Origin of the sequence: Lentzea roselyniae (assembly GCF_039537795.1) — a bacterium.
In the GTDB taxonomy this organism is placed as follows: Bacteria; Actinomycetota; Actinomycetes; order Mycobacteriales; family Pseudonocardiaceae; genus Lentzea; species Lentzea atacamensis.
In genome coordinates, this window is record NZ_BAABBE010000036.1 from 1 (window position 1) to 20,401 (window position 20,401).

Annotated in this window: 25 protein-coding genes and 1 pseudogene; 14 read left to right on the plus strand and 12 right to left on the minus strand. The window is 68.6% G+C overall.

Features of this window, described 5'->3' with window-relative positions:
- On the plus strand, nt 1–129 hold a 129-nt coding region (locus ABFX45_RS46670), incomplete at its 5' end, for a glycoside hydrolase family 15 protein (RefSeq protein ID WP_428834283.1).
- Between the two features lie 44 nt (nt 130–173).
- On the opposite strand, the gene ABFX45_RS39310 is transcribed toward ABFX45_RS46670, so the two are convergent.
- Complete coding sequence (locus ABFX45_RS39310) at nt 174–575, minus strand: SRPBCC family protein (RefSeq protein ID WP_109631338.1); 402 nt, start codon at nt 573–575, stop codon at nt 174–176.
- 4 nt (nt 576–579) lie between these two features.
- Nucleotides 580–930 carry a VOC family protein gene (locus ABFX45_RS39315; RefSeq protein WP_346135864.1) on the minus strand — a complete coding sequence of 117 codons (351 nt, stop codon included), beginning with the start codon at nt 928–930 and terminating at the stop codon, nt 580–582.
- Between the two features lie 105 nt (nt 931–1,035).
- On the opposite strand from ABFX45_RS39315, the gene ABFX45_RS39320 reads away from it, so the two are divergent.
- On the plus strand, nt 1,036–1,830 hold the full coding sequence (locus tag ABFX45_RS39320; protein WP_346135866.1) for a helix-turn-helix domain-containing protein: 795 nt from the start codon (nt 1,036–1,038) through the stop codon (nt 1,828–1,830).
- A 6-nt stretch (nt 1,831–1,836) separates the two neighbouring features.
- Here the strand turns inward: ABFX45_RS39320 and ABFX45_RS39325 are convergent, their stop codons facing one another.
- Genes ABFX45_RS39325 through radA form a run of 3 tightly spaced genes read right to left on the minus strand, consistent with a single transcriptional unit; the run spans nt 1,837 to nt 4,012 of the window.
- The gene (locus ABFX45_RS39325) at nt 1,837–2,370 is read right to left on the minus strand and encodes a hypothetical protein (protein WP_109631328.1); all 534 of its coding nucleotides are present in this window, start codon (nt 2,368–2,370) and stop codon (nt 1,837–1,839) included.
- Between the two features lie 49 nt (nt 2,371–2,419).
- Nucleotides 2,420–2,599, minus strand: a complete 180-nt coding sequence (locus ABFX45_RS39330) for a hypothetical protein (protein ID WP_346135868.1) — start codon at nt 2,597–2,599, stop codon at nt 2,420–2,422.
- A 30-nt stretch (nt 2,600–2,629) separates the two neighbouring features.
- On the minus strand, nt 2,630–4,012 hold the full coding sequence (gene radA, locus ABFX45_RS39335) for a DNA repair protein RadA (protein WP_346135870.1): 1,383 nt from the start codon (nt 4,010–4,012) through the stop codon (nt 2,630–2,632).
- A gap of 203 nt (nt 4,013–4,215) precedes the next feature.
- On the opposite strand from radA, the gene ABFX45_RS39340 reads away from it, so the two are divergent.
- Nucleotides 4,216–4,644: a DoxX family membrane protein gene (locus ABFX45_RS39340; RefSeq protein ID WP_109633081.1), complete on the plus strand. Its 429-nt coding sequence runs from the start codon at nt 4,216–4,218 to the stop codon at nt 4,642–4,644.
- 189 nt (nt 4,645–4,833) lie between these two features.
- On the opposite strand, the gene ABFX45_RS39345 is transcribed toward ABFX45_RS39340, so the two are convergent.
- Nucleotides 4,834–5,634, minus strand: coding sequence for a hypothetical protein (locus ABFX45_RS39345; protein ID WP_146231396.1), 801 nt, complete (start codon nt 5,632–5,634; stop codon nt 4,834–4,836).
- A 230-nt stretch (nt 5,635–5,864) separates the two neighbouring features.
- Between ABFX45_RS39345 and ABFX45_RS39350 the strand changes: the two genes are divergently transcribed.
- Genes ABFX45_RS39350 through ABFX45_RS39365 form a run of 4 tightly spaced genes read left to right on the plus strand, consistent with a single transcriptional unit; the run spans nt 5,865 to nt 7,933 of the window.
- A complete protein-coding gene (locus ABFX45_RS39350) occupies nt 5,865–6,353 on the plus strand; it encodes a CarD family transcriptional regulator (RefSeq protein WP_065915127.1) in 489 nt (162 codons plus the stop codon).
- Between the two features lie 40 nt (nt 6,354–6,393).
- A complete protein-coding gene (gene ispD, locus ABFX45_RS39355) occupies nt 6,394–7,086 on the plus strand; it encodes a 2-C-methyl-D-erythritol 4-phosphate cytidylyltransferase (RefSeq protein ID WP_109631316.1) in 693 nt (230 codons plus the stop codon).
- Nucleotides 7,083–7,577: a 2-C-methyl-D-erythritol 2,4-cyclodiphosphate synthase gene (gene ispF, locus ABFX45_RS39360; RefSeq protein ID WP_109631313.1), complete on the plus strand. Its 495-nt coding sequence runs from the start codon at nt 7,083–7,085 to the stop codon at nt 7,575–7,577. The genes ispD and ispF overlap by 4 nt, the downstream gene beginning before the upstream one ends.
- Nucleotides 7,541–7,933 carry a PPOX class F420-dependent oxidoreductase gene (locus ABFX45_RS39365; RefSeq protein ID WP_346135874.1) on the plus strand — a complete coding sequence of 131 codons (393 nt, stop codon included), beginning with the start codon at nt 7,541–7,543 and terminating at the stop codon, nt 7,931–7,933. The genes ispF and ABFX45_RS39365 overlap by 37 nt, the downstream gene beginning before the upstream one ends.
- Here the strand turns inward: ABFX45_RS39365 and ABFX45_RS39370 are convergent.
- Nucleotides 7,930–8,208 carry a DUF6191 domain-containing protein gene (locus ABFX45_RS39370; RefSeq protein WP_109631307.1) on the minus strand — a complete coding sequence of 93 codons (279 nt, stop codon included), beginning with the start codon at nt 8,206–8,208 and terminating at the stop codon, nt 7,930–7,932. The two genes, ABFX45_RS39365 and ABFX45_RS39370, sit on opposite strands and share 4 nt — an antisense overlap.
- Before the next feature lie 53 nt (nt 8,209–8,261).
- Between ABFX45_RS39370 and ABFX45_RS39375 the strand changes: the two genes are divergently transcribed.
- The 6 genes from ABFX45_RS39375 (at nt 8,262) to ABFX45_RS39400 (ending at nt 15,693) form a co-directional block, all read left to right on the plus strand.
- A complete protein-coding gene (locus ABFX45_RS39375) occupies nt 8,262–9,206 on the plus strand; it encodes a toll/interleukin-1 receptor domain-containing protein (RefSeq protein ID WP_170154727.1) in 945 nt (314 codons plus the stop codon).
- 25 nt (nt 9,207–9,231) lie between these two features.
- Nucleotides 9,232–9,855, plus strand: a complete 624-nt coding sequence (locus tag ABFX45_RS39380) for an HAD family hydrolase (RefSeq protein ID WP_346135877.1) — start codon at nt 9,232–9,234, stop codon at nt 9,853–9,855.
- Nucleotides 9,852–11,246 (plus strand): cysteine--tRNA ligase, encoded by a 1,395-nt coding sequence (cysS, locus tag ABFX45_RS39385; RefSeq protein WP_346135879.1) that lies wholly within the window; start codon nt 9,852–9,854, stop codon nt 11,244–11,246. Before ABFX45_RS39380 ends, cysS begins: the two co-directional genes overlap by 4 nt.
- Before the next feature lie 5 nt (nt 11,247–11,251).
- A complete protein-coding gene (rlmB, locus tag ABFX45_RS39390) occupies nt 11,252–12,223 on the plus strand; it encodes a 23S rRNA (guanosine(2251)-2'-O)-methyltransferase RlmB (protein ID WP_346135881.1) in 972 nt (323 codons plus the stop codon).
- Nucleotides 12,224–12,794: 571 nt separating this feature from the next.
- Nucleotides 12,795–14,018, plus strand: coding sequence for an MFS transporter (locus ABFX45_RS39395; protein ID WP_109631291.1), 1,224 nt, complete (start codon nt 12,795–12,797; stop codon nt 14,016–14,018).
- Between the two features lie 316 nt (nt 14,019–14,334).
- Complete coding sequence (locus ABFX45_RS39400; RefSeq protein ID WP_233439166.1) at nt 14,335–15,693, plus strand: GGDEF domain-containing protein; 1,359 nt, start codon at nt 14,335–14,337, stop codon at nt 15,691–15,693.
- Between the two features lie 12 nt (nt 15,694–15,705).
- Here ABFX45_RS39400 and ABFX45_RS39405 read toward each other — a convergent pair whose 3' ends face one another.
- From ABFX45_RS39405 to ABFX45_RS39425, 5 genes are all read right to left on the minus strand, one after another.
- Nucleotides 15,706–16,521: a metal ABC transporter permease gene (locus ABFX45_RS39405; protein ID WP_112231080.1), complete on the minus strand. Its 816-nt coding sequence runs from the start codon at nt 16,519–16,521 to the stop codon at nt 15,706–15,708.
- Entirely contained in the window at nt 16,518–17,309 is a 792-nt protein-coding gene (locus tag ABFX45_RS39410) for a metal ABC transporter ATP-binding protein (RefSeq protein WP_109631284.1), read from the minus strand. The genes ABFX45_RS39405 and ABFX45_RS39410 overlap by 4 nt, the downstream gene beginning before the upstream one ends.
- Entirely contained in the window at nt 17,306–18,250 is a 945-nt protein-coding gene (locus ABFX45_RS39415) for a metal ABC transporter solute-binding protein, Zn/Mn family (RefSeq protein WP_346135884.1), read from the minus strand. The genes ABFX45_RS39410 and ABFX45_RS39415 overlap by 4 nt, the downstream gene beginning before the upstream one ends.
- A gap of 99 nt (nt 18,251–18,349) precedes the next feature.
- Nucleotides 18,350–19,444: an ABC transporter ATP-binding protein gene (locus tag ABFX45_RS39420; RefSeq protein WP_109631278.1), complete on the minus strand. Its 1,095-nt coding sequence runs from the start codon at nt 19,442–19,444 to the stop codon at nt 18,350–18,352.
- Nucleotides 19,445–19,524: 80 nt separating this feature from the next.
- Nucleotides 19,525–20,226, minus strand: coding sequence for an NAD(P)H-binding protein (locus tag ABFX45_RS39425; protein WP_346135887.1), 702 nt, complete (start codon nt 20,224–20,226; stop codon nt 19,525–19,527).
- Here ABFX45_RS39425 and ABFX45_RS39430 point away from each other — a divergent pair.
- Nucleotides 20,225–20,371, plus strand: a pseudogene (locus ABFX45_RS39430) (winged helix-turn-helix transcriptional regulator); the annotation flags it as partial. The gene ABFX45_RS39425 and the pseudogene ABFX45_RS39430 sit on opposite strands and share 2 nt — an antisense overlap.
- Nucleotides 20,372–20,401: the final 30 nt, after the last annotated feature.

A 20,401-nucleotide genomic window follows, 5' to 3' on the forward strand; every position in this document is an offset into this window, starting at 1 on the left:
GCGGCCGCGGGCCCCACGGGCCTGCTGCCGGAGGAGTACGACCCGGTGGCCGAGCGCTCGCTGGGCAACCACCCGCAGGCGTACTCGCACCTGGGCCTGATCCGCTGCGCCCAGCTGCTCTCGCAGTGAGCTGACGTGGTGCCGCCGCGGTCTTCCCGGCCGCGGCGGCCACCTCACTTCTCGTCGAGGGTCTTCTTGATGACGTCCAGGCAGTGCGCCATCGCCCTGCCCATCGTCTCGGCCAGCTCGTCGGGGAGCACGTCGCGGGTCCACACCATCCGGCAGCGCAGTTCGCCGTCGGCGACGATCTGCATGGCCGCGTTGTCGTGCTCCGGCGCAACGGTGCCGTCGACCACCGAGTAGGCGATCCGGCGCACGTCGTCGTCGACCGAGACGCGCTTCTCCCTGACCACGGTGCCGTCGGCGAAGGTGACCGTGCGCTCGTCGGCTTCGGCCGTGGTGTCCACCACGAGCCCCGGCGCCATCCGCGACGGCCCTTTGGCGAAGTCGCCGATCACGTCCCACACGTCCTCGGCACTGGACTCGATGACGATCTCCTTGCTGATGTACGCCATGTGATCAGCCAACCAGACACAGCAGGTGGCCCTGCGGGTCCGCGAGCACGGTCCAGCCGTCGCCGGGCTGGAACTCGGGCTTCGTGGCACCCAGCGCGAGCAGTTGCTTGACCGCGAGGTCGAGGTCGGCGACCTGGAAGTCCAGGTGCGCCTGCTTGGCAGTGCTCGGCCACTTCGGCGGCTCGTAGCCGTCCACCCGCACGAACGCGAGCTGGATGCCGCCGTCGCCCAGGTAGGCGCTGTCGGCGTCGCTGGAGATCACCTCCCACCCCGTGACCGCGCGGTAGAACTCGGCCAGCGGGCCGGGGTCGGCGCAGTCGAGGACGATCGTGGTGAGCTGGGCCGGTGCGGACATGATGTCGACTCCTTCTCTTCGGTGCGCCCAGCGTCGCCCGAGGTCAGCCCGCCCGTCTTGAAGATCCTTGCGGGAATTGTCAGACCCCGCGCCTAACCTGCGAGGGTGCTCTCGTTCGTGGGTCTCGCCGCCCGTCCCGAGTTCACCGTCGCCTCGGTGGACTGCCAGGACGACCACCGCGGCTGGTCTGCCGAGCCGCCGCGTGCCGACGTGCGGCTCGTGCTCGTGCGCCGCGGCGGGTTCCGCCGCCGGGTCCGCGGTGAGTCCGCGGATCTCGACCGCACGGTCGGGTACGTCGGGCTGCCCGGCGAGGAGGAGCAGTTCGCGCATCCCGCCGGTGGCGACGTGTGCACCTCGATCAGCCTCACCACCGATCTGTGGCGTGCCGTGGCGGGCGACGCACCGCGGCTCAGCAGCTCGTCGCTGTACGTCGACGGCAGGCTCGACCTGGCCCACCGGCGGCTCCTGGCCGCGACCCGCTCCGGCGACTCGGCCGAGCATCTGGTCGGTCTGGTGGGCGAGGTCGTCCGGCAGGTGGTGGCGACGACGGCCCCGGACGGCGACCGACCCGGTGCGGGCGACCGGGCGCTGGTGGCCAGGGCGCGCGAGGTGATCGGCGCCGGACATCCCGCCGCGGAGGGGTTGCTGCCGCTCGCCGCGCTGCTGGGTGTCTCGCCGTACCGGCTCAGCCGGGTCTTCACCCGTGAGCTGGGGGTGTCGCTGACCCGCTATCGCAACCGGGTCCGCGTGGCCCGCGCGCTGGATCGCCTGGAAGCCGGTGAAACAGGGTTGGCCGGCCTCGCCGCCGAGCTGGGCTTCGCGGATCAGGCCCACCTGTCCCGCACGGTGCGCGAACACCTCGGCCACACCCCGACCGCACTGCGGAAGCTGCTCACCTGACGCCGCTCAGGGCCGCGGCGGCACCTTCTCGAGAATCTTCGCCGTGCCCGGCGAGCTGCCGTGCAGGGCGATCACGTCCCCTCTGACGAGATGAGCCCACGCCGGCGGCACGAACGGCCGCAGCCGTGCCCTCGCGCGCTCTCCAGGCCCCAGGACCGGCTTGGACTCGATCCACAGCGCGGCCACCCGCCGGTCGTTGCCCGTGAGGTCCCACGTCGGCCGTTCTCCCCTGGCCTGCAACGGTTCGGCGTCGTTCCCGAGCACCAGCTCGACCCGCAGCACGCCTTGGATCGACTCCACGCACCGCCATTGGAACCAGGCCTCGTCCTGCTCCAGCTGAATCGCCGCCTCGGCGAGCAGAGCCCAGTAGCGCGGCGTCTGCCAGGTGTTGCCGTCGAACTCCCCCAGCTGGTCCAGAACCAGCTCCCACTCCTCGTGGTCGAGATGGTCGAGCACGTCCTCGCTCTGCACCTCCGCGGGAACCATGCCCGCCGCGAACCGCAACAACTCACCGATCTCGCGGTCGTGTCTCCCCAACACGCCAGTATTCGATCACAGTCGCCGTTCCCGCCGCGGCCAGCCCGAAGCGTCAGCGCAGCCGCATCAGCCCGGCAGCCTCGGCCGGCAGTGCCCAGAACTCCTCACCCTGCCAGGCACCGTCGTGGAAGTCCGCGAGGATGCCGTGCGCGACCTCGAACTCGTTGTGGTCCAGATACTCCTCGACGTCCGCCCGCGACAGTCCCGCGTCACTGCGCGCTCCGTCCGGCACCAGCGCGGCCGCGCGGCGCAGCGGTCGAGGTCAGTCATCCTCGCCCTTGGTGCTGCGCCGGCGGTTCAGGCCCAGCACGTCCAGCGCCGATACCAGGTCGTTCGCCACCAGGGCCCTGACCCCCTCCGGCAGCGGTCCGTGGTCCGGCGGCACCAGCGCCTTCTTGAAGCCGAGCCGCGCGGCCTCCGTGAGCCGCTTGCCCACCCCGTTGACCCGCCTGATCTCCCCGGCGAGTCCCACCTCGCCGAGCACCACCAGATCGGCGGGCAGCGCGATCTCCCGCTCCGCGGACGCCACCGCCAGCACCACGGCGAGGTCAGCGGCCGGCTCGACCAGCCGCATGCCGCCGACGGTCGCGGTGAAGACGTCCTTCTGGAACAGGTTGACCTTGCCGCGTTTCTCCAGCACCGCCAGCGCCATCGAGATGCGCGCCGAGTCGAGCCCGCTCACCGCGCGCCGGGGCGCGGGCAGGTTCGTCTTGGCCACCAGGGCCTGCACCTCGCCGAGCATCGGCCGCTTGCCCTCGACGATCACCGTCACGCAGGTGCCCTCGACGGCCTTCTCCCGGCGCGTCAGGAACAGCCCTGACGGATCCGGCACGCCGACGATGCCGTCGTCGCGCAGCTCGAAACAGCCCACCTCGTCGGCCGCGCCGTAGCGGTTCTTGATGCCGCGCAGCAGCCGCAGGCTCGAGTGCCTGTCCCCCTCGAACTGCAGCACCACGTCGACGAGGTGCTCCAGAACCCTGGGCCCGGCAACGGATCCGTCCTTGGTGACGTGTCCGACCAGGACAACCGGCAGCCCGCGTTCCTTGGCCATCGCGATCAGTCCTGACGCGACGGTCCGCACCTGGGTGACACCGCCGGGTACGCCCTCCACGCTCACCGTCGACATGGTCTGCACCGAGTCCACGATCAGCATCGACGGCTTCACCTGGTCGACCTGCCCGAGCAACGCGCTGAGCTCGCTCTCGGCCGCCAGGTACATCTCGGGGTGCAGGTTGCCGGTGCGCTCCGCCCGCAGCCGCACCTGGCCCGCGGACTCCTCACCCGTGACGTAGAGGCAGCGCCCGTGGCTCTCGGCCCACCGGTGCGCGGTCTCGAGCAGCAACGTCGACTTGCCCACGCCGGGCTCGCCGGCCAGCAGCACGACCGCGCCCGGCACCAGCCCGCCGCCGAGCACCCGGTCGAACTCGCCCACGCCGGTGGACAACGCCCGCGCCGACTCGATGTCGACCTCGCCGATCGGCCGCGCCGCCGACGTGGGCGCCCCCGCCACGACACGGGTCACCGACGCGGTGCCACGTTCTTCGATGCTGCCCCACGCCTGACATTCGGGGCAGCGGCCTAACCACTTCGCCACCTCGTGCCCGCACTCGGCACAACGGAAGATCGGCCGCGCTGTCTTCGCCACGCACGGAACGTTAGAGGACGGGTCTGACAGTGTTCTTGGCCGCTGCTCCGCAGACGGCGGCGAGTTCGCCCGCAAGTCGAACTCGCGTTCCCAGGTCAGGCACGACGTCAGGAAAACTTCGAAGATTTTTTCGCGGGCTTGTCGATCCGCCGCGGTGCCCGTTCGACGCATGAGTGGAAGGACCCGACAGCCTGGAGGACACAGTGACCACCGCTACCGCGACCCAGACCCGCAAGTTCGCCCTCGGCCGCTACGCCACCGTCGTCACCCGCGTGCTGACCGGTCTGCTGTTCACCACGACCGGCCTCAACGGCTTCCTGATGTTCATGCCCGCCCCGGACCCCAGCACGATGGCACCGGAAGGTGTGGCCTTCACCGCGGCGCTCTACGCCACCGGCTACATGCTGCAGCTCGCGTCCGGCGTGCAGCTGCTCGCCGGCATCCTGCTGATCATCGGCCGCTTCGTGCCACTGGCGCTCGCGCTGCTGGCCCCGATGGTCGTGAACATCTTCCTGTTCCACGTGTTCCTGGAGCCGAGCGGCACCGTCATGGCCGTGCTCGTCGTCGCCGCCGAGATCGGCCTCGCGTGGGCCTACCGCGACAAGTTCCGCCCGATGCTCAAGGCCGCGTGACCCGGACGCGAAAACGCCGCCCCCTCACCAGGAGGGAGCGGCGTTTCACCGTTTCAACCTTGCGAGTTCGTGTCGGTCGTCCGATCGCCTCTTCGGGTCAACCGCCGCAGGCGATTCGGGCCGAAGCGGTGGCCGGACGGCCGACTTCCAGACGAACTCGCCGCCGTCTGCGGAGCAGCGGCAGAAGGCTCAGTGACCGCCGGCTTCGTGGCCCTCGCTCACGCGCTTGTGGTCGGACGGTGCGACGGGCACCTCCAGCGTCAGGGAGCCGGCCTTCTCGAACAGGAACGTGATCTTGATGGTCTGCGCGGCCACCACTTCGCGGTTCAGCTTCTTCAGCGTGCAGCGGATCTGCAGCACCTCGAGCGACTGGTCGTGCGCGGCCGACGACGAGGTCGGCGACACCGAGGACGAGCCCGACGGGCCGTTCGACGCCGAGACACCGGACGACGGGGCACCTGACGACGACGGCACCGAGCCCGAGGTCGGGGCGACCGACGAGGACGACGGGGCACCGGAGGTCGGCGAGACCGACGAGGAAGGCGCCTTCGACGAGGACGGGGCGTGCGAGGAGGACGGGGCGTGCGAGCCGGACGAAGGCGTGGAGGGCTTCGTCGGCGCGTGTGCGGCGTCGTACTCGGCGCGCAGCGCGTACTGCGCCGGGATGTCCTTGCCACCGACGACCTCGGCCTCGCCCTCAGCGGCGTCGGACTTGATCGACAGCAGCTTGTCCGGCGTCGAGCCGGTGTTGGCGATGACGAACGTCAGCGGCGCGTCCTCGCCCTCGTGATAGCGGTTGCCGTCCGGCGGGAACACCAGCATGACGTTGCGCACCGCGATCGGGCCCGCGTTTCCGCTCGCACCGTCGACGGCGGCGACCTGGGTGTCGGTCTGGGTGACCTGACCGGCGCTGCAGCCGACCGCCACCAGGCCGAGGCCCGCGGCCAGCGCTGCCGTCACGATCAACCGGCGAGACACTCCTGAGTTCACGGCTCCAGCGTCCTTCCTAGGGAACAACCACCAGGCAAAGAGCCTAACCGGGGCCCGGAAAGCGGACTCGACGTGGTGCCAATCGATCTTGACAAGCCCGTACGTTGCACGCAAACAGGTGGTTTGTCAACCCCCCGCATGGCCCTGACCAGCACTAACGGATCATCGACCGGCGTTCGAAGCCTTGCCGGACGTGTTAGGATGGAGGAAGCGAAAGGGGCAGAGGACACATGGTTTTCAAGGTCGGAGAGACCGTCGTCTACCCGCACCACGGTGCCGCTCTCATCGAAGCAATCGAGACCCGCGTGATCAAGGGCGAGGAGAAGAAGTACCTCGTTCTCAAGGTTGCGCAGGGCGACCTCACCGTTCGGGTTCCCGCTGACAACGCCGAGATCGTAGGCGTGCGCGACGTTGTCGGCCAGGAAGGGCTCGACCGGGTCTTCGAGGTCTTGCGTGCTCCCCACACCGAGGAGCCGACCAACTGGTCTCGGCGGTACAAGGCCAACCTTGAGAAGCTCGCCTCCGGCGACGTGAACAAGGTTGCGGAAGTGGTGCGCGACCTCTGGCGGCGCGAGAAGGATCGCGGGTTGTCCGCCGGCGAGAAGCGGATGCTGGCGAAGGCGCGGCAGATACTGGTCAGTGAGCTGGCGCTGGCCGAGGGCACCGACGAGGACAAGGCCGAGGTTCTCCTCGACGAAGTTCTCGCCACCGCGTCGTAGGTTTCCAAAATCACACAGAGCATCGGATAACGCTGCAGACATGAGTGTTGTCGCGCTCGTGCCCGCGGCAGGGCGGGGTGAGCGTCTGGGCTACGGGATGCCCAAGGCGCTCGTGCCGGTCAACGGGGTACCGCTGTTGACTCGTGCCGTTCAAGGTCTGTTCGCGTCAGGCCAGGTTCAGCACGTCGTCATCGCCGCTCCACCGTCCGATGTGGATCTAGTGCACACCGCAACCGCCTCGCTGGCCCCGGCCGGCGGGGCGGTGCACGTGCTTTCAGGGGGCGCCGAGCGCACCGACTCGGTGCGCCTCGCCCTCGAACACGCTCTCCGCGTGATTCCGGACACCTCGATCGTGCTCGTGCACGACGCCGCTCGTGCCTTCACCCCTCCCGAAGTCATCGCGGGCGTCGTGGCCGCGGTGCGCGACGGGCACGACGCCGTCATCCCGGTGCTTCCGGTGGCCGACACGATCAAGCAGGTGGACGAGGTCGGAGTGGTCGTCTCCACACCTGACCGGGCCGGTCTGCGGGTCGTCCAGACCCCGCAGGGTTTCCGCGCCGAGATTCTCAAAGCCGCCTATCGCTCCGGTATCGCCGCGACTGATGACGCTGGTCTTGTGGAGAAGAACGGCGGCAAGGTCCACACGGTTCCCGGACACGCGCACGCCATGAAGATCACCACTCCGTTCGACCTCGCGGTCGCGGAGGCACTTTTCACCGGAGGCCAGCAGTGAGGATCGGCCAGGGCGTCGACGTCCACCCGATCGAAGCAGGTCGTGAGTGCTGGATCGCCGGACTGCTGTGGGAGGGCGTCGACGGTTGCGCCGGTCACTCCGACGGCGACGTCGCCTCCCACGCGCTGTGCGACGCCCTGCTCTCCGCCGCCGGCCTCGGTGACCTGGGCGCCGTCTTCGGCACGTCCGACCCGCGCTGGTCGGGTGCGCACGGAGTGGTTCTGCTCACGGAGGTCCGCCGCCTCATCGAGGAGGCCGGTTTCCGTGTGGGAAACGCCACAGTGCAGGTCATCGGCAACGAGCCGCGCATCGGCAAGCGCCGCGACGAAGCGCAGAAAACGCTTTCTGAAGCCGTCGGCGGCCCGGTCTCCGTGGCCGGCACCACGACCGACGGACTCGGTCTCACGGGGCGGAACGAGGGAATCGCGGCGATCGCCACAGCGTTGCTCGTGACATGGCCACCCTCTCAGAACCACAGCGCGCTCTCCTAGACGGCGCTAACTACGCCACCGTCGCGACGCTCGCCAAGGACGGCAGCCCGCAGACGTCAGTCGTCTGGATCAAGCGCGATGGTGACGACGTGCTGTTCTCCACCGTCGTCGGCCGCGCGAAGGAACGCCACCTGGCGCGCGACCCGCGGGTGAGCATCACCGTCATCGACAGCAACAACCCGTACAACTACACCGAGTTCCGCGGTGAGGCGTCGCTGACGACCGAGGGCGGGGACGACCTCATCAACGAGCTGGCGCACAAGTACACCGGTGACGACTACAAGGGCGACGTCGGTACGGACAACGTGCGCGTCGTCGTCCGGGTGAAGGTCGCGAAGACCACCGGGGGCCGCTAGCGCGGCAGCTTGAGCACGGCTTTGCCGCCGTCGAGGTCGATCCGGCTTCGCGGCGGCGCGCCGTCGCCCTCCTCGTCGCGCAGCTGCCGCTCCTCCTTGCGGTACTCGAGCTCCTCGCGCTTGCCGGCCTCGAACGTCGCGCCGAGCTCGCCGATGCCGGCGCTGGCCATCGGCGTGCCGGTCCTGCCCCGCACCATCCGCTCGACCACTGCGAGCAGGAACAGGGCCGCCACCAACGCCGGTAACGACATCGCGAACAGGAACCCCGGGCTCATACCTGGACAACTCCCGCCACGGCGCTGTGGTTCCCGCCACTAACATTCGGCGCGTGCCCAAGTACGACGTGTGCCTCTCCTTCGCCGGCGAAGATCGCTACTACGTCGAAGAGGTGGCCCGCCACCTCACCGATCTAGGCGTCTCCCGCTTCTACGACACCGACGAGCAGGCCGATCTGTGGGGCAAGAACCTGGTCGAGCACCTCGACCAGATCTACCGCAAGGACTCCCGCTTCTGCGTGATGTTCATTTCCGAGGCCTACGCGCGGAAGATGTGGACCAAGCACGAGCGCCAGGCCGCGTTCGACCGGGCTCTGGTCTCCGACATCGAGTACGTGCTGCCCGCGCGGTTCGACGACACCGAGATCCCGGCGCTGCGCGTCGGCACCGGCTACATCGACCTGCGCAATCGCACCCCGAGGGAACTGGCCGAGATGATCGCGGAGAAGGTGGGGACCGCGATCAGCGCACCCGCTGCGGGCTGGGAGTACCAGCTGTTCTCCGACACCGTGACGATGAACCTGCGCAAGCTCAAGGACAAGCAGCTCAGTCACGAGATGGGCTTCGCGTCCGACGTGCGCACGCTGACCACGGACACCGAGGCGCTCGACTACTACAAGATGCGCACCGGCGCGTTCGACAAGATCATCAACGGCATCGAGGGCCTCCTCTCGCCCGGTAAGCAGCAGTGGGCGTTCGGCCCGGCGGGCCGGCCGGGTGACAGCGACCGGATCAGGCACCTGGCCGCGCAGTTCGCCAAGTCGTACGAGAGCCTGCTCGACTGGGCCGCCGACCTGCGCGGCTCCACGACGCCCGCCCGCTTCAGCGCGCTCTACGCGGCCACCGCACAACTTGCCGACCAGCCGCTCAAGCAGATCGAGGAGTTCGTGGCCCAGCTCGCGGCCGCCACCGAGCGCAATGCCGGTGACCTGGAGCTGGTCATCTCGTACGAGTGGGCGCCGGTGGAGGCCGAGCTCAAAAAGGTCCAGACCACTTAGCCGCGGAGAACGTAGAGTCGGGAGCGTGACGATCCACGCCGCGCTCTTCGACTTCTCCGGCACGCTCTTCCGGCTCGAGCACCCCGAGCTGGCGTCCAACGCGGACCTGATGCGTGCGCTCACCGCCCCGGTCGGCGTCGCCGACGACGTGGACCCCGAGCTCGTGGACGCGTGGTACCGCCGCGACCTCGACCCTGACGTCCACCGCTGGGTCCACGTCCGAGTGCTCAACGACGCGAACGTGCCCGACGCCGAGGCGCTCTACGACCAGCTGATCGACGCGGAGTCGTGGCAGCCCTACCCGGACACGAAGGCGGCGCTGGAACACCTCGCCGACGTTCCCGTCGCGGTCGTCAGCAACATCGGCTGGGACATCCGCCCGGTGTTCGAGCGGTTCGGGCTGACGCACCTCGTGGACGAGTTCGTGCTGTCCTACGAGGAGGGCGTGATCAAGCCGGATCCGAAGATCTTCACCTCCGCGTGCGAACGGCTGGGTGTCGATCCGCGCCACGCCGTCATGGTGGGCGACAGCGAGGAGGCGGACGGCGGAGCCGAGGCGATCGGCTGCTCCTTCCGGCTTGTCAATCCAGTTCCGACGAGTGACCGCCCCAATGCTCTTTTGGATGTGGCCCGTACCATTCCCGTGTGAGCCTCCACATCTACGACACCGCGAGCCGGTCCATGCGGGAGTTCCACCCGCAGGTCAACGGAACGGCGTCGATCTACGTGTGTGGGGCGACCGTGCAGGGCATCCCGCACATCGGGCACGTCCGCAGCGGCCTGAACTTCGACGTCCTGCGTCGCTGGCTGGCCCGCGACGGTGCCGATGTGACGCTGGTCCGCAACGTCACCGACATCGACGACAAGATCCTCACCAAGGCCGCCGACCACGGTCGGCCGTGGTGGGAGTGGGCGTACACGCACGAGCGCGCCTTCGAGGAGGCGTACGACGCACTGGGCTGCCTGCCGCCGTCGTACGCGCCGCGGGCGACCGGGCACGTGACGCAGATGGTCGAGCTGATGCAGCGGCTGATCGACAAGGGCCACGCCTACGACGTCGACGGTGACGTCTACTTCGACGTGCGCTCGTTCCCCGAGTACGGCGCGTTGTCCGGCCAGAAGCTCGACTCCGTGGAACAGGGCGAAGCAGCGGTGCGCGGTAAGCGCGACCCGCGCGACTTCACGCTGTGGAAGGGCGCGAAGCCCGGTGAGCCCTCCTGGCCGACGCCGTGGGGCAACGGCAGGCCCGGCTGGCACCTCGAGTGCTCGGCGATGGCCACGACGTACCTGGGCGGCACGTTCGACATCCACGGCGGCGGGATCGACCTGATCTTCCCGCACCACGAGAACGAGCAGGCGCAGTCGCGTGCGGCCGGTGACGGCTTCGCCAACTACTGGATGCACAACTACTGGGTGACGTTCTCGGGCGAGAAGATGTCCAAGTCGCTCGGCAACACCGTGTCCATCCCGGTGATGCTCGAGAAGGTCAGGGCCCAGGAGCTGCGGTACTACCTGGTCGCGCCGCACTACCGCTCGCACATCGAGTACTCGGAAGAGGCCTTGCAGGAGGCGGTGACGTCCTACGCGCGCATCGAGTCGTTCCTGCGCCGGGTCGCCGAGCGGGTCGGCCCCATCGAGCTCCGCGGCGACATGTGCCCGGACTTCGTCGTTGCGATGGACAACGACCTGAACACCCCGCAGGCCGTGGCCGCGCTGCACAACAAGGTGCGGCAGGGGAACACGGCGCTCGCCGACGGCGACCACGAGACGGCCCGCGAGGCCGCCGAGTGCGTCCGCCGCATGGCCGACATCCTCGGCGTCGACCCGTTGTCGCCGAAGTGGAACGACCAGTCGTCTGCCGATCTCGGCATGCGGCAGGCGTTGACCACGCTCGTGGATCGGCTGCTCGTCGAGCGCCAGGAAGCCCGCAAGACCAGGGACTTCGCCCGCGCTGACGCGTTGCGCAAGCAGCTGGACGAAGCGGGCATCGCCGTCGAGGACACCCCCGACGGTCCGCAGTGGACTTTGAAGGACGACTGACTTCCGTGGCTGGCAACTCCAAGCGCAAGGGCGCGATGCGCAATCCGGGCTCGAAGAAGGGCGCGGTCGTCGGCTCCGGCGGGCAGAAGTCCAAGGGGCTGCAGGGCAAGGGTCCGACCCCGAAGGCGTCGGACCGCCCGAACCACCCCGCCTACAAGCGGGCCAAGGCGGTCGCGAAGACCGAGGCCGTCAAGACGCAGCGGCGCCAGAAGACCGAGAAGGCCCAGGCCGAGACCGTGGCGGGCCGCAACCCCGTCGTGGAGTGCCTGCGCGCGGGCACGCCGGCGACGGCGCTGTACGTGGCGCTCGGCATCGACGCGGACGACCGCGTGGCCGAGGCCGTGCGCCTGGCCGCCGATCGGGGCATCTCCGTGCTGGAGGTGGCCCGCGGTGAGCTGGACCGGATCACCGGTGGCGCGATGCACCAGGGCCTCGGCCTGCAGGTGCCGCCGTTCGAGTACGCCTCGCCCGACGAGCTGCTCGACCTCGCCCAGCGCGCCGGTGAACCGCCGTTGCTGGTGGCACTGGACGGCGTGACGGACCCGCGCAACCTGGGTGCCGTCGTGCGCTCGGCCGCGGCGTTCGGTGCGCACGGCGTGGTGCTGCCCCAGCGGCGCAGTGCGTCGATGACGGCGGTGGCGTGGCGGACCAGCGCGGGCACGGCGGCCAAGCTGCCGATCACGATGGCCACGAACCTCACCCGCACGCTGCGCGACTGGGCGGAGGCGGGCCTGATGATCGTGGGCCTGGACGCGGACGGCGACGTGGACATCGACGGCCTGGAGCTCGCGACCGGCCCGCTGATCGTCGTGGTGGGCTCGGAGGGCCGCGGCCTCGGCCGTCTGGTCAAGGAGACCTGCGACCAGACCGTGTCGATCCCCATGGCGCCTGGCGTCGAGTCGCTCAACGCCTCCGTCGCCGCCGGTGTCGTGCTGGCCGAGGTCGCACGTCGCCGCAGGATCGCGGCCAAAAGCTGACCCTTGCGCCTGACGTTATCGGCTTGTTCGCGACGCTAAGGGCGCCCATTAGCCGACGTTAGTGATCGTTTTCCTGCCCGCTGAACCGGTTTCGGTCTGGCGGGCAGGAAACGGCGATCTCGGTTGCTGCCAAGAGCTTGCGGGTGACCGGCATGACAAACGGCAGGGTCTATTCCGCGGCACTCCCGAGCGCGGGTACGTTCTCTGGTGTTCGCCAATTGCCAGTTGTGCGGGCAGGAGTCGGAGCAGGTTGCACCGCTCGGTCGAGCGTGTGACACCCGTTTGGCACCAGTTGACACAGACCGTGACCGTTTGGGGTCCAATCAGGCGAACCCGAGGTCAACTGTGAAGAAGATCAGCCTCACGTTTCGCTATTGTAACTACTTTAGGTAACTGGCCTGCTCCGTTTAGGTACACACTGTGGTAGGACAGACGTTGAACGGTCAGACAGCTTCTACCGTGATTGTCGATAGAAATTGATTACCACCGGCGGGGGCGACGTGACTCGGCGTAGAGCGAATCAGGACGTGCTGATTCGCCGCGCGCGGGGCGCGGCTCGCCGAGGTCCCGCATGACGACCCGCGGCGCTCTCCGCGACCTCGTCGGTTTGCGTGAGTTCCGCGCCATGTGGATCGGTTCGACCGCTTCGACCGCCGGTGACCAACTCGCGGCAGTGGCATTGTCACTGCTCGTATTCGAACGAACACAATCCGCTGCCTGGACCGCCCTCACCTGGTCGCTGACGCTCTTCCCGCCGCTGATTTCGGGCCCGCTGCTCGGCTGGGTCGCCGACCGCTTCCCGCGACGCACGGTAATGGTGACGACCGCGTGGTCACAGGCTGTGCTGATGGGCGCGATGGCCATTCCGGGCATGCCGCTCTGGGCCATGATCGTGCTGCTGGTGGTGGTGCTGGCGATCTCCTCGCCATATCTCGCGGCCCAGGAGGCGAGCCTCCCGCACGTCCTGCCCAAACACCGCTACGACGACGGCGTGGCGCTCTTCGGCACGTCCGTCGACATAGCTCAGATGGCCGGCCTGGCCGCCGCGGGCTTCCTCGTGGCCCACACCAACCCCGGTGTGGCACTCATGATCAACGCCGGCACGTTCGTCTTCCTGGCGGTCTTGGTGCAGGTGTCCGTGAAGCACCGTCCGGCCGCCGATCCCCTGGGCCGGAAGAAGAAGGACGACGAGCCCCGCGGCGCGCTGACCCTGCTGGTGTCCGAGCCGCGATTGAGGACGTTGCTGGGCGTCCGCATGCTCGCGGGCCTCGCGATGGTCCCGGAAGGACTCGCCGTCCCGTTGGCGGCCAGCCTCAACGCCGTGTGGGCGGTCGGCTTGATTCTCGCGATCGAGCCCGCGGCGAACGTTCTGGGCGTGGCTCTGCTCTTCCGTCTCGTGCGAGATCCGGCAAAACGTGAACGGCTGATCGGTCCTCTTGCGATCCTGTCGCTGGCGCCTTTGATCATGTTCGCGTTCAACCCGAACCTGACGTGGACGATCGTTTTGCTCGTGATTGCCGGTATAGGAGGCGCTTATCACACACCGGCTCGTTCGGCGTGGATGCGGCTGCTACCGGATCAGTACAGAGGAAGGGCTTACGGCATTGGGCGCGCGGCGTTGCGCTCGAGCCAGGGCGGCGGAATGGCGCTGGCCGGTGTCGTCGCCCATTCGATCGGATCGGTCACAGCCACGATCGCGGGAGCGGGCGGTATCGGACTGCTGCTGGCGACGCAGGCCACCATCGCCTGGCGACGTGCGCGCGGTCGCAACGACACGAAGGCGGTGGCAATCTGAAACAGAACGGTCACCAATAGCGATATCCGTCTAGAGGCACCACAGGATCAAGGTGCACGATTGGAAGCCTGTCGAGGAGAGGCGGAGTCAGAAGTCACGGTTGCACATGGAGGGCACCTCCTCGTTGCGACGAGCAGCAGCGCGGTAGGTCTACGACCTGGTCAGCGGCGGCTTTGCTCATGATGTGCCATGAGCGTAGGGGGTCGTGGTGAAGAACAGTTTGACTGATCGCAGGCGATCGCGGGCACTCGGATTGACTCCGATTCGCAACTGGGACCTTTGGACCGTTGCGCCTAGTGCGATCGCGTACTTTTTCGTGCTCGAAGCGGCTGTCGCCGTGGCCTCCATTTGGCTGCTGACGAAGCTCACCTCGGTCTCGCCGTCCGACTGGCTCCGCTTCGGCGCGATCATCGCCGCCATCACGATTCACCTGACCGTGGTACGCAGAGCGGAAGAGGCCCGCCGCAACGAGGCCTCCGGCCCCCACATCGACCTGACCTCGGTCTGGACCTTCGCCGCGGCCGTGGCACTCCCCGGCGGCCTGGCCGTGATCGCCACGATCTGGATGCGCATCCTGATCCAGCCGATCGCCCGCCGCCAGCCCTACCGCTTCGTCTTCGGCACCGCCTCGATGCTCGCCTCGACCCTCCTGTCGTGGGCCGTCGTCCACCTTTCGGGTGTATCACTGGCAGCGACCGGAAACGTGCCGACCGACCTGGGCCTGGTGCTCGTTCTCGCCATGACCGCGGTCCTCTACTGGTTCATCCAGGTGATGACGGTCGCCGTGGCCTTCAAGATCGTCACCCCGAACTCGAAGGTGCTCGACTTCCTCGGCTCCAAAGTCGACAACATGCTCGAGATGAGCACCCTCGGCGCGGGCGCCATGCTCGGCATGCTCATGACCACCCACTGGGTGGGCCCGCTGCTCCTGGTCGTCCCGGTGATCCTGGTGAACGCCCTCCTGTCGCGGGCTGGAGAACGCCGCGCGCACCTGGAACGCCTCCTCCGCGAACAGGAGCAACTCCACCAACGCCTGGCCGCGGACGCCCACACCGACTACCGCACGGGCCTGCTCAACACCAACGGCCTGGCCGAGTACGCGGGCCGCCTGGCCGAGCGGTGCCGCATCGACGGCGAACCGATGACCGTCCTGGTCATCGACCTCGACCACTTCAAGCGCATCAACGACACCTGGGGCCACCCGGCGGGCAACGCCGTCCTGGCCGAGGTGGGCCGGATCCTGCGCGAGAAGCTCCGCCCCGGCGACGTGGCGGGCCGCGACGGCGGCGAGGAGTTCGTGGTGGCGCTGAAGGACACCCCGGTGGCCCAGGGCGTGACGATCGCCGAACGCATCCGCGAGGCCATCGGATCCCTGGCCGTCCCGACCACCGACAAGCACCGCAACGTCGTCACCCTCTACGGCCGGGAGATCCAGCCCTCAGAGCCGGAAGGCGCGTCGCTGCAGGCGATCTCCGCCTCGATCGGTGTGGCCGTGATCCCGGACAACGGCCCGGACATGGCCACAGCGCAGCACTCGGCCGACGCGGCCCTCTACAAGGCCAAGGAGAACGGCCGCAACCAGGTCCGCGTGGCAGGCCTGGACATCCCGCCGCGCCTGATGCCTGCTCCGCGCGCCGATGACATCACCAAGCCGATCACCACCCGCACGGCCTGATCCCGCACTCGGTCAGGCGGTACGACGCTGCACGGCCCCGATGCCCCGGCACGCGAGGTAGATGACGAAGCTGACCGCCGTGACCATGGCGGACACCGGCAGTCCCGGCTGCAGCGACAGCAGAATGCCGCCGACAGCCGCCACCTCCGCGAAGACGACGGAAAGAGCCGTCGCACGGACAGGTGAAGCCGTGACGCGCATCGCGGCGGCGGCCGGCGTGATCATCAAGGCCAGCACGAGGAGCGCTCCGACGACCTGGACGCTCAGCGCGGTCGCCACACCGACCAGCAGGGCGAAGACGATCGACAGCGCGCGCACCGGAACCCCGCGCGCGATCGCGACGTCCGGATCGACCGAAGCGAAGAACAACGGCCGGTAGATGAACGCCAGCACGGCCAGCACGGCGATCGACGCAACCACCAACAGCCACACGTCGGTCGAGTCGACCCCGATGATCTGCCCGACCAGCAGGCTCAGCTTGTTGACCGCACGCCCCTTGTAGAGCGCGAACATGAGCACGCCCATGCCGAGACCGAACGCCAGAATGGCGCCGATCACCGAGTCCCGGTCGCTGTCGCGCCGACTCAGCAAGCCGAGCAGCAACGCGGCGGCCACCGAACCGATCAGCGATCCGTAGCCCACGCTGATACCGAGCAGCAGTGCAGCGGCGCCACCGGTGAACGCGAGCTCGCTGGTGCCGTGCACCGCGAACGCCATCTTCCGGGTGACGATCAACGGACCGAGCACACCCGCCACCAACGCGAGCACAGCCGCGGCTACCAGCGCGCTCTGCACGAAGTCGAGCTCGAGCAGATCGAAGATCGTCACGACGCGGCCTCCGCCGTGAGGTGGTGGGTCTGCTCCTCGCAGGCACCCGCGCCGACGACCAGGATCTGGTCGCGGACCCGGACGACCTCGACCGGCGTGCGGTACAGCTCGGACAGCGTTCGTGAGTTCATGACCTCGTCCGGCGTACCGATCCGGAACCGCCCGTTGACGAGGTACAGCACCCGATCCACCAACGGCAGCACCGGGTTCAGCTCGTGCGTGACGAACAGGACGGCCGTGTTCGCCTCGCGACGGCGCTTGTCGATCAGCTCGGACACCACGCGCTGGTTCGCGAGGTCCAGGGACAGCAGGGGTTCGTCGCAGAGCAGCACGGTCGGGTCGCCGACGAGTGCCTGTGCGACGCGCAACCGTTGCTGCTCGCCGCCGGACAGCACGCCGATCGGCTCGTCCGCGTACCTCGTGGCGCTGACGGACGCGATGGCCGCGTCGACGCGGATCCTGCGCTCCCGGCGGTTGCGCAGGCCGAAGCCCCACCGATGGCCGTCGAGGCCGAGACCCACCAGGTCCCGGCCCCGCAACGTCATGGACACCTCGAGCGCTCGCTGCTGCGGGATGTACCCGATGGCCCGGTTGCCGCCGGTGACCGTGACCGTGCCCGACGACAGGGGCTGCAACCCGAGCAGCACCCTCATCAGGCTGGTCTTGCCGGACCCGTTGGGCCCGAGGACCGCCAGGAACTCACCGGGCTCGACGTCGAGGTCGAGCCCGTCCCACAAAACCCTGTCCCCGTAGGACAGCCGGGCCCCGCGCAGCGAGATCGCGGTCATGCCTTGAGCGCCTGCGAAAGCGCGTCCACCTGCTTGGTCATCCAGTCAAGGTAGCCGGTCACTCCGGCGGGCAGGGTCTCGGTGACCTCGACGACCGGCACGCCCGCCGCCTTGGCCTTCTCGACCAGATGCTTCGTGACCTGGTTCTCGGTCTGGGTGTTGTTGACCAGCACGTTGATCTGCTTGCCGTCGACCAGCTGGTTCATCTCGGCGAGAGCGGCGGCCGGCACGTCCGACTCCTCCTCGATCGCCTTGCTGAACGCCTCGGGCGTGACGTCGTCCGCCCCGGTCTCGTCGAGCAGGTAGTGGGCGATCGGCTCGGTCGCGGCGACCTTCTTGCCCTTGCCGATGCCGTCGACCTTCTTCTCCAGCTCCTCCAGCTTGGCGCTGAAGTCCGCGGTGTTCTTCTCGAACGTCGTCTTCTTGTCCGGCGCGATGGCACCGAGCTCGTTCGCGGCCGCCTCGGCCACCGCGCGCACGGTGTGCAGGTCGTACCAGACGTGCTCGTTCTCGCTGTGGTCGTGGCCGTCCGCGTCGGGCGCCTCGCTCTTGGGAGCCTCGCTGGTGGGGGCCGGGCTGGTGGGCTCGGCGTGGTTGTCGCGCAGCGGGAACGCCTCGACCTTCTTGGTCGCGTCGCTGGTGATCAGCTTGGCGAAGAAGTCGTCGTAGCCGCCGCCGTTGAACACGACCAGCCTGGCGTCCTTGACCAGCGCGGCGTCCGCGGGCTTGCTCTCGTACGAGTGCGGGTCGGCGCTCGGGTCGTCCAGCAGCGCCTTGACGTCCACCGCGTCGCCGCCGACAGCCTTGACCACGCTGCCCCACACGTTCGTGGACGCGACGACCTGGATCTTGCCGCTGTCCGCGGACGGCGTGTTCGTCGTGCCGCAGGCGGCCAGGCTCACCACGGCGAGAGCGCCGACCAGAGCGTTGCGGAGAGTCATCACACCATCCCTCGATCAGGTAATGGAAACCGTTGTCGAGTTCAGTTTACGACACGAGAAAGCCCCCGACGCTCACGCCGGGGGCCTTTCACCTGTGACTCACGCCTCCAGGCGCTCGCCCGATTCGGGGTGGAACAGGTGGATCTCGCTGTGGTCACGAACCGCGATCTTGACGTGCTGGCCCAGGGTCGGCGGCGTGCGGCCGTCGACGCGGACGACGAAGCGCTGCGACGAGTCGCCGATCTTGACGGCACCGTGCACGAGCGCGTCGGCGCCCAGCTCCTCGACCAGCTCGACCGTCATCTCCATGCCCTCTTCACCCGACGGCACGATGCCGAGGGCCTCGGGACGGATGCCGAAGGTGACCTCGTCCAGACCACCGGCGGCGTCCAGCGCGGCACGCGAGAGCGGCACGATGACGCCGTCGAGCTTCGCGCCCTCCGACGTGATCGGCACGGTCTTGAGGTTCATGGCCGGCGAGCCGATGAAGCCCGCGACGAACGCGTTGGCCGGGCGGTCGTACAGCGCGCGAGGCGTGTCGCACTGCTGCAGCAGGCCGTCCTTGAGCACCGCGACGCGGTGGCCCATCGTCATGGCCTCGACCTGGTCGTGCGTGACGTAGATCGTGGTGGTGCCGAGACGCTGCTGCAGCGCCGCGATGTTCGCGCGGGTCTCGACGCGCAGCTTCGCGTCCAGGTTGGACAGCGGCTCGTCCATGAGGAACACGGAGGGCTCACGCACGATGGCGCGACCCATCGCGACACGCTGCCGCTGACCACCGGACAGCGCCTTCGGCTTGCGCTCCAGGTACTTGGTCAGGTCGAGCATCTTGGCGGCCTCTTCGACCTTCGCCTTGATCTCGGCCTTGTTGACGCCGCGCAGCTTGAGCGCGAAGCCCATGTTCTCCGCGACCGTCATGTGCGGGTAGAGCGCGTACGACTGGAACACCATGGCGATGTCCCGGCCCTTCGGCGGCACGTTGGTGACGTCCTTGCCACCGATCTGGATGGCGCCCTCGTCGACGTCCTCGAGACCCGCGAGCATGCGCAGCGCGGTCGACTTGCCCGAACCGGACGGACCGACCAGCACCAGGAACTCGCCGTCGGACACCTCGAGCGACAGCTCGTCGACCGCGCGAACCGGCGGGTTGCCGGAGAAGATCCGCGAAGCCTTGACGTAGGACACCTCAGCCATGTGACGCACCTTTCACCCTTGTCTGGGCGCGACGCTATTCATTGCAAGCGCTTACGGGAACAGACGTAAGCGCTTACGTTTCAGAAGGCGTTCACGTTGCGGGCCACCCAGTCGGCGAAACGGGCGGGAGCACGTCCGGTCACCTGCTCCACATGGCCGCTGACCTGCTGCTCCTCCACCGTCGGCGATCCGAGAATTGCCAGCGTTCCGTCCACAACGGGCGGCGGCATGAACTGCAGCATCTCCTCACGAGCCTCCTCAACGGACTGCTCGACGAACCGGATCTCCCGCCCGATCGCCGACGAAAGCGCTTTCGTCCGTTCAACCGGAGTCAGCGCTTCCGGACCGGTCAGCACATACGTGCGCCCCTCGTGCCCGCCCTGCGACGCCACCGCCGCGACCGCCGCGATGTCCGCCGGATCGACGAACGGCAGCGCCACGTCCGCGAACGGCGCCGCGGCCACGCCGTGCTCACGGATCGGCCGCACCCAGGTGAAGGTGTAGGTGAAGAACCCGCTCGGCCGCAGAATCGTCCACTCCAGACTCGACTGCCGCACGGCCTCCTCGAACGACGCCATCCGCGAGTGCGGCACCAGGCCCGGCCGCGTACCGGCACCCTGCGACGACAGCAGCACCACGCGGCGGACGCCGGCAGCCTTCACCACGTCCAGCACACCGGCCACATCGGTGGACGGCCCGAGCAGGTCTCCCGCGAACAGCAGGAACAACGCGTCCGCACCGTTCAGCACGGGCTCCAGCGTCAACGGGCGCGCAAGATGCACCTACCACCCGGAGGTTCCGCCGCGGGTGGAGTACGAGATCAGCGAGCTGGGGCGCAGTCTCGCGCCGATCTTCCACCAGCTCGCGGAGTGGTCGAAGCACAACCTGGCCGTCGCCGAGAAGGCCAGGCAGCGCTACGACCGATGAGTTTCCGGCGGTGCACCGGTCCACCCCTGC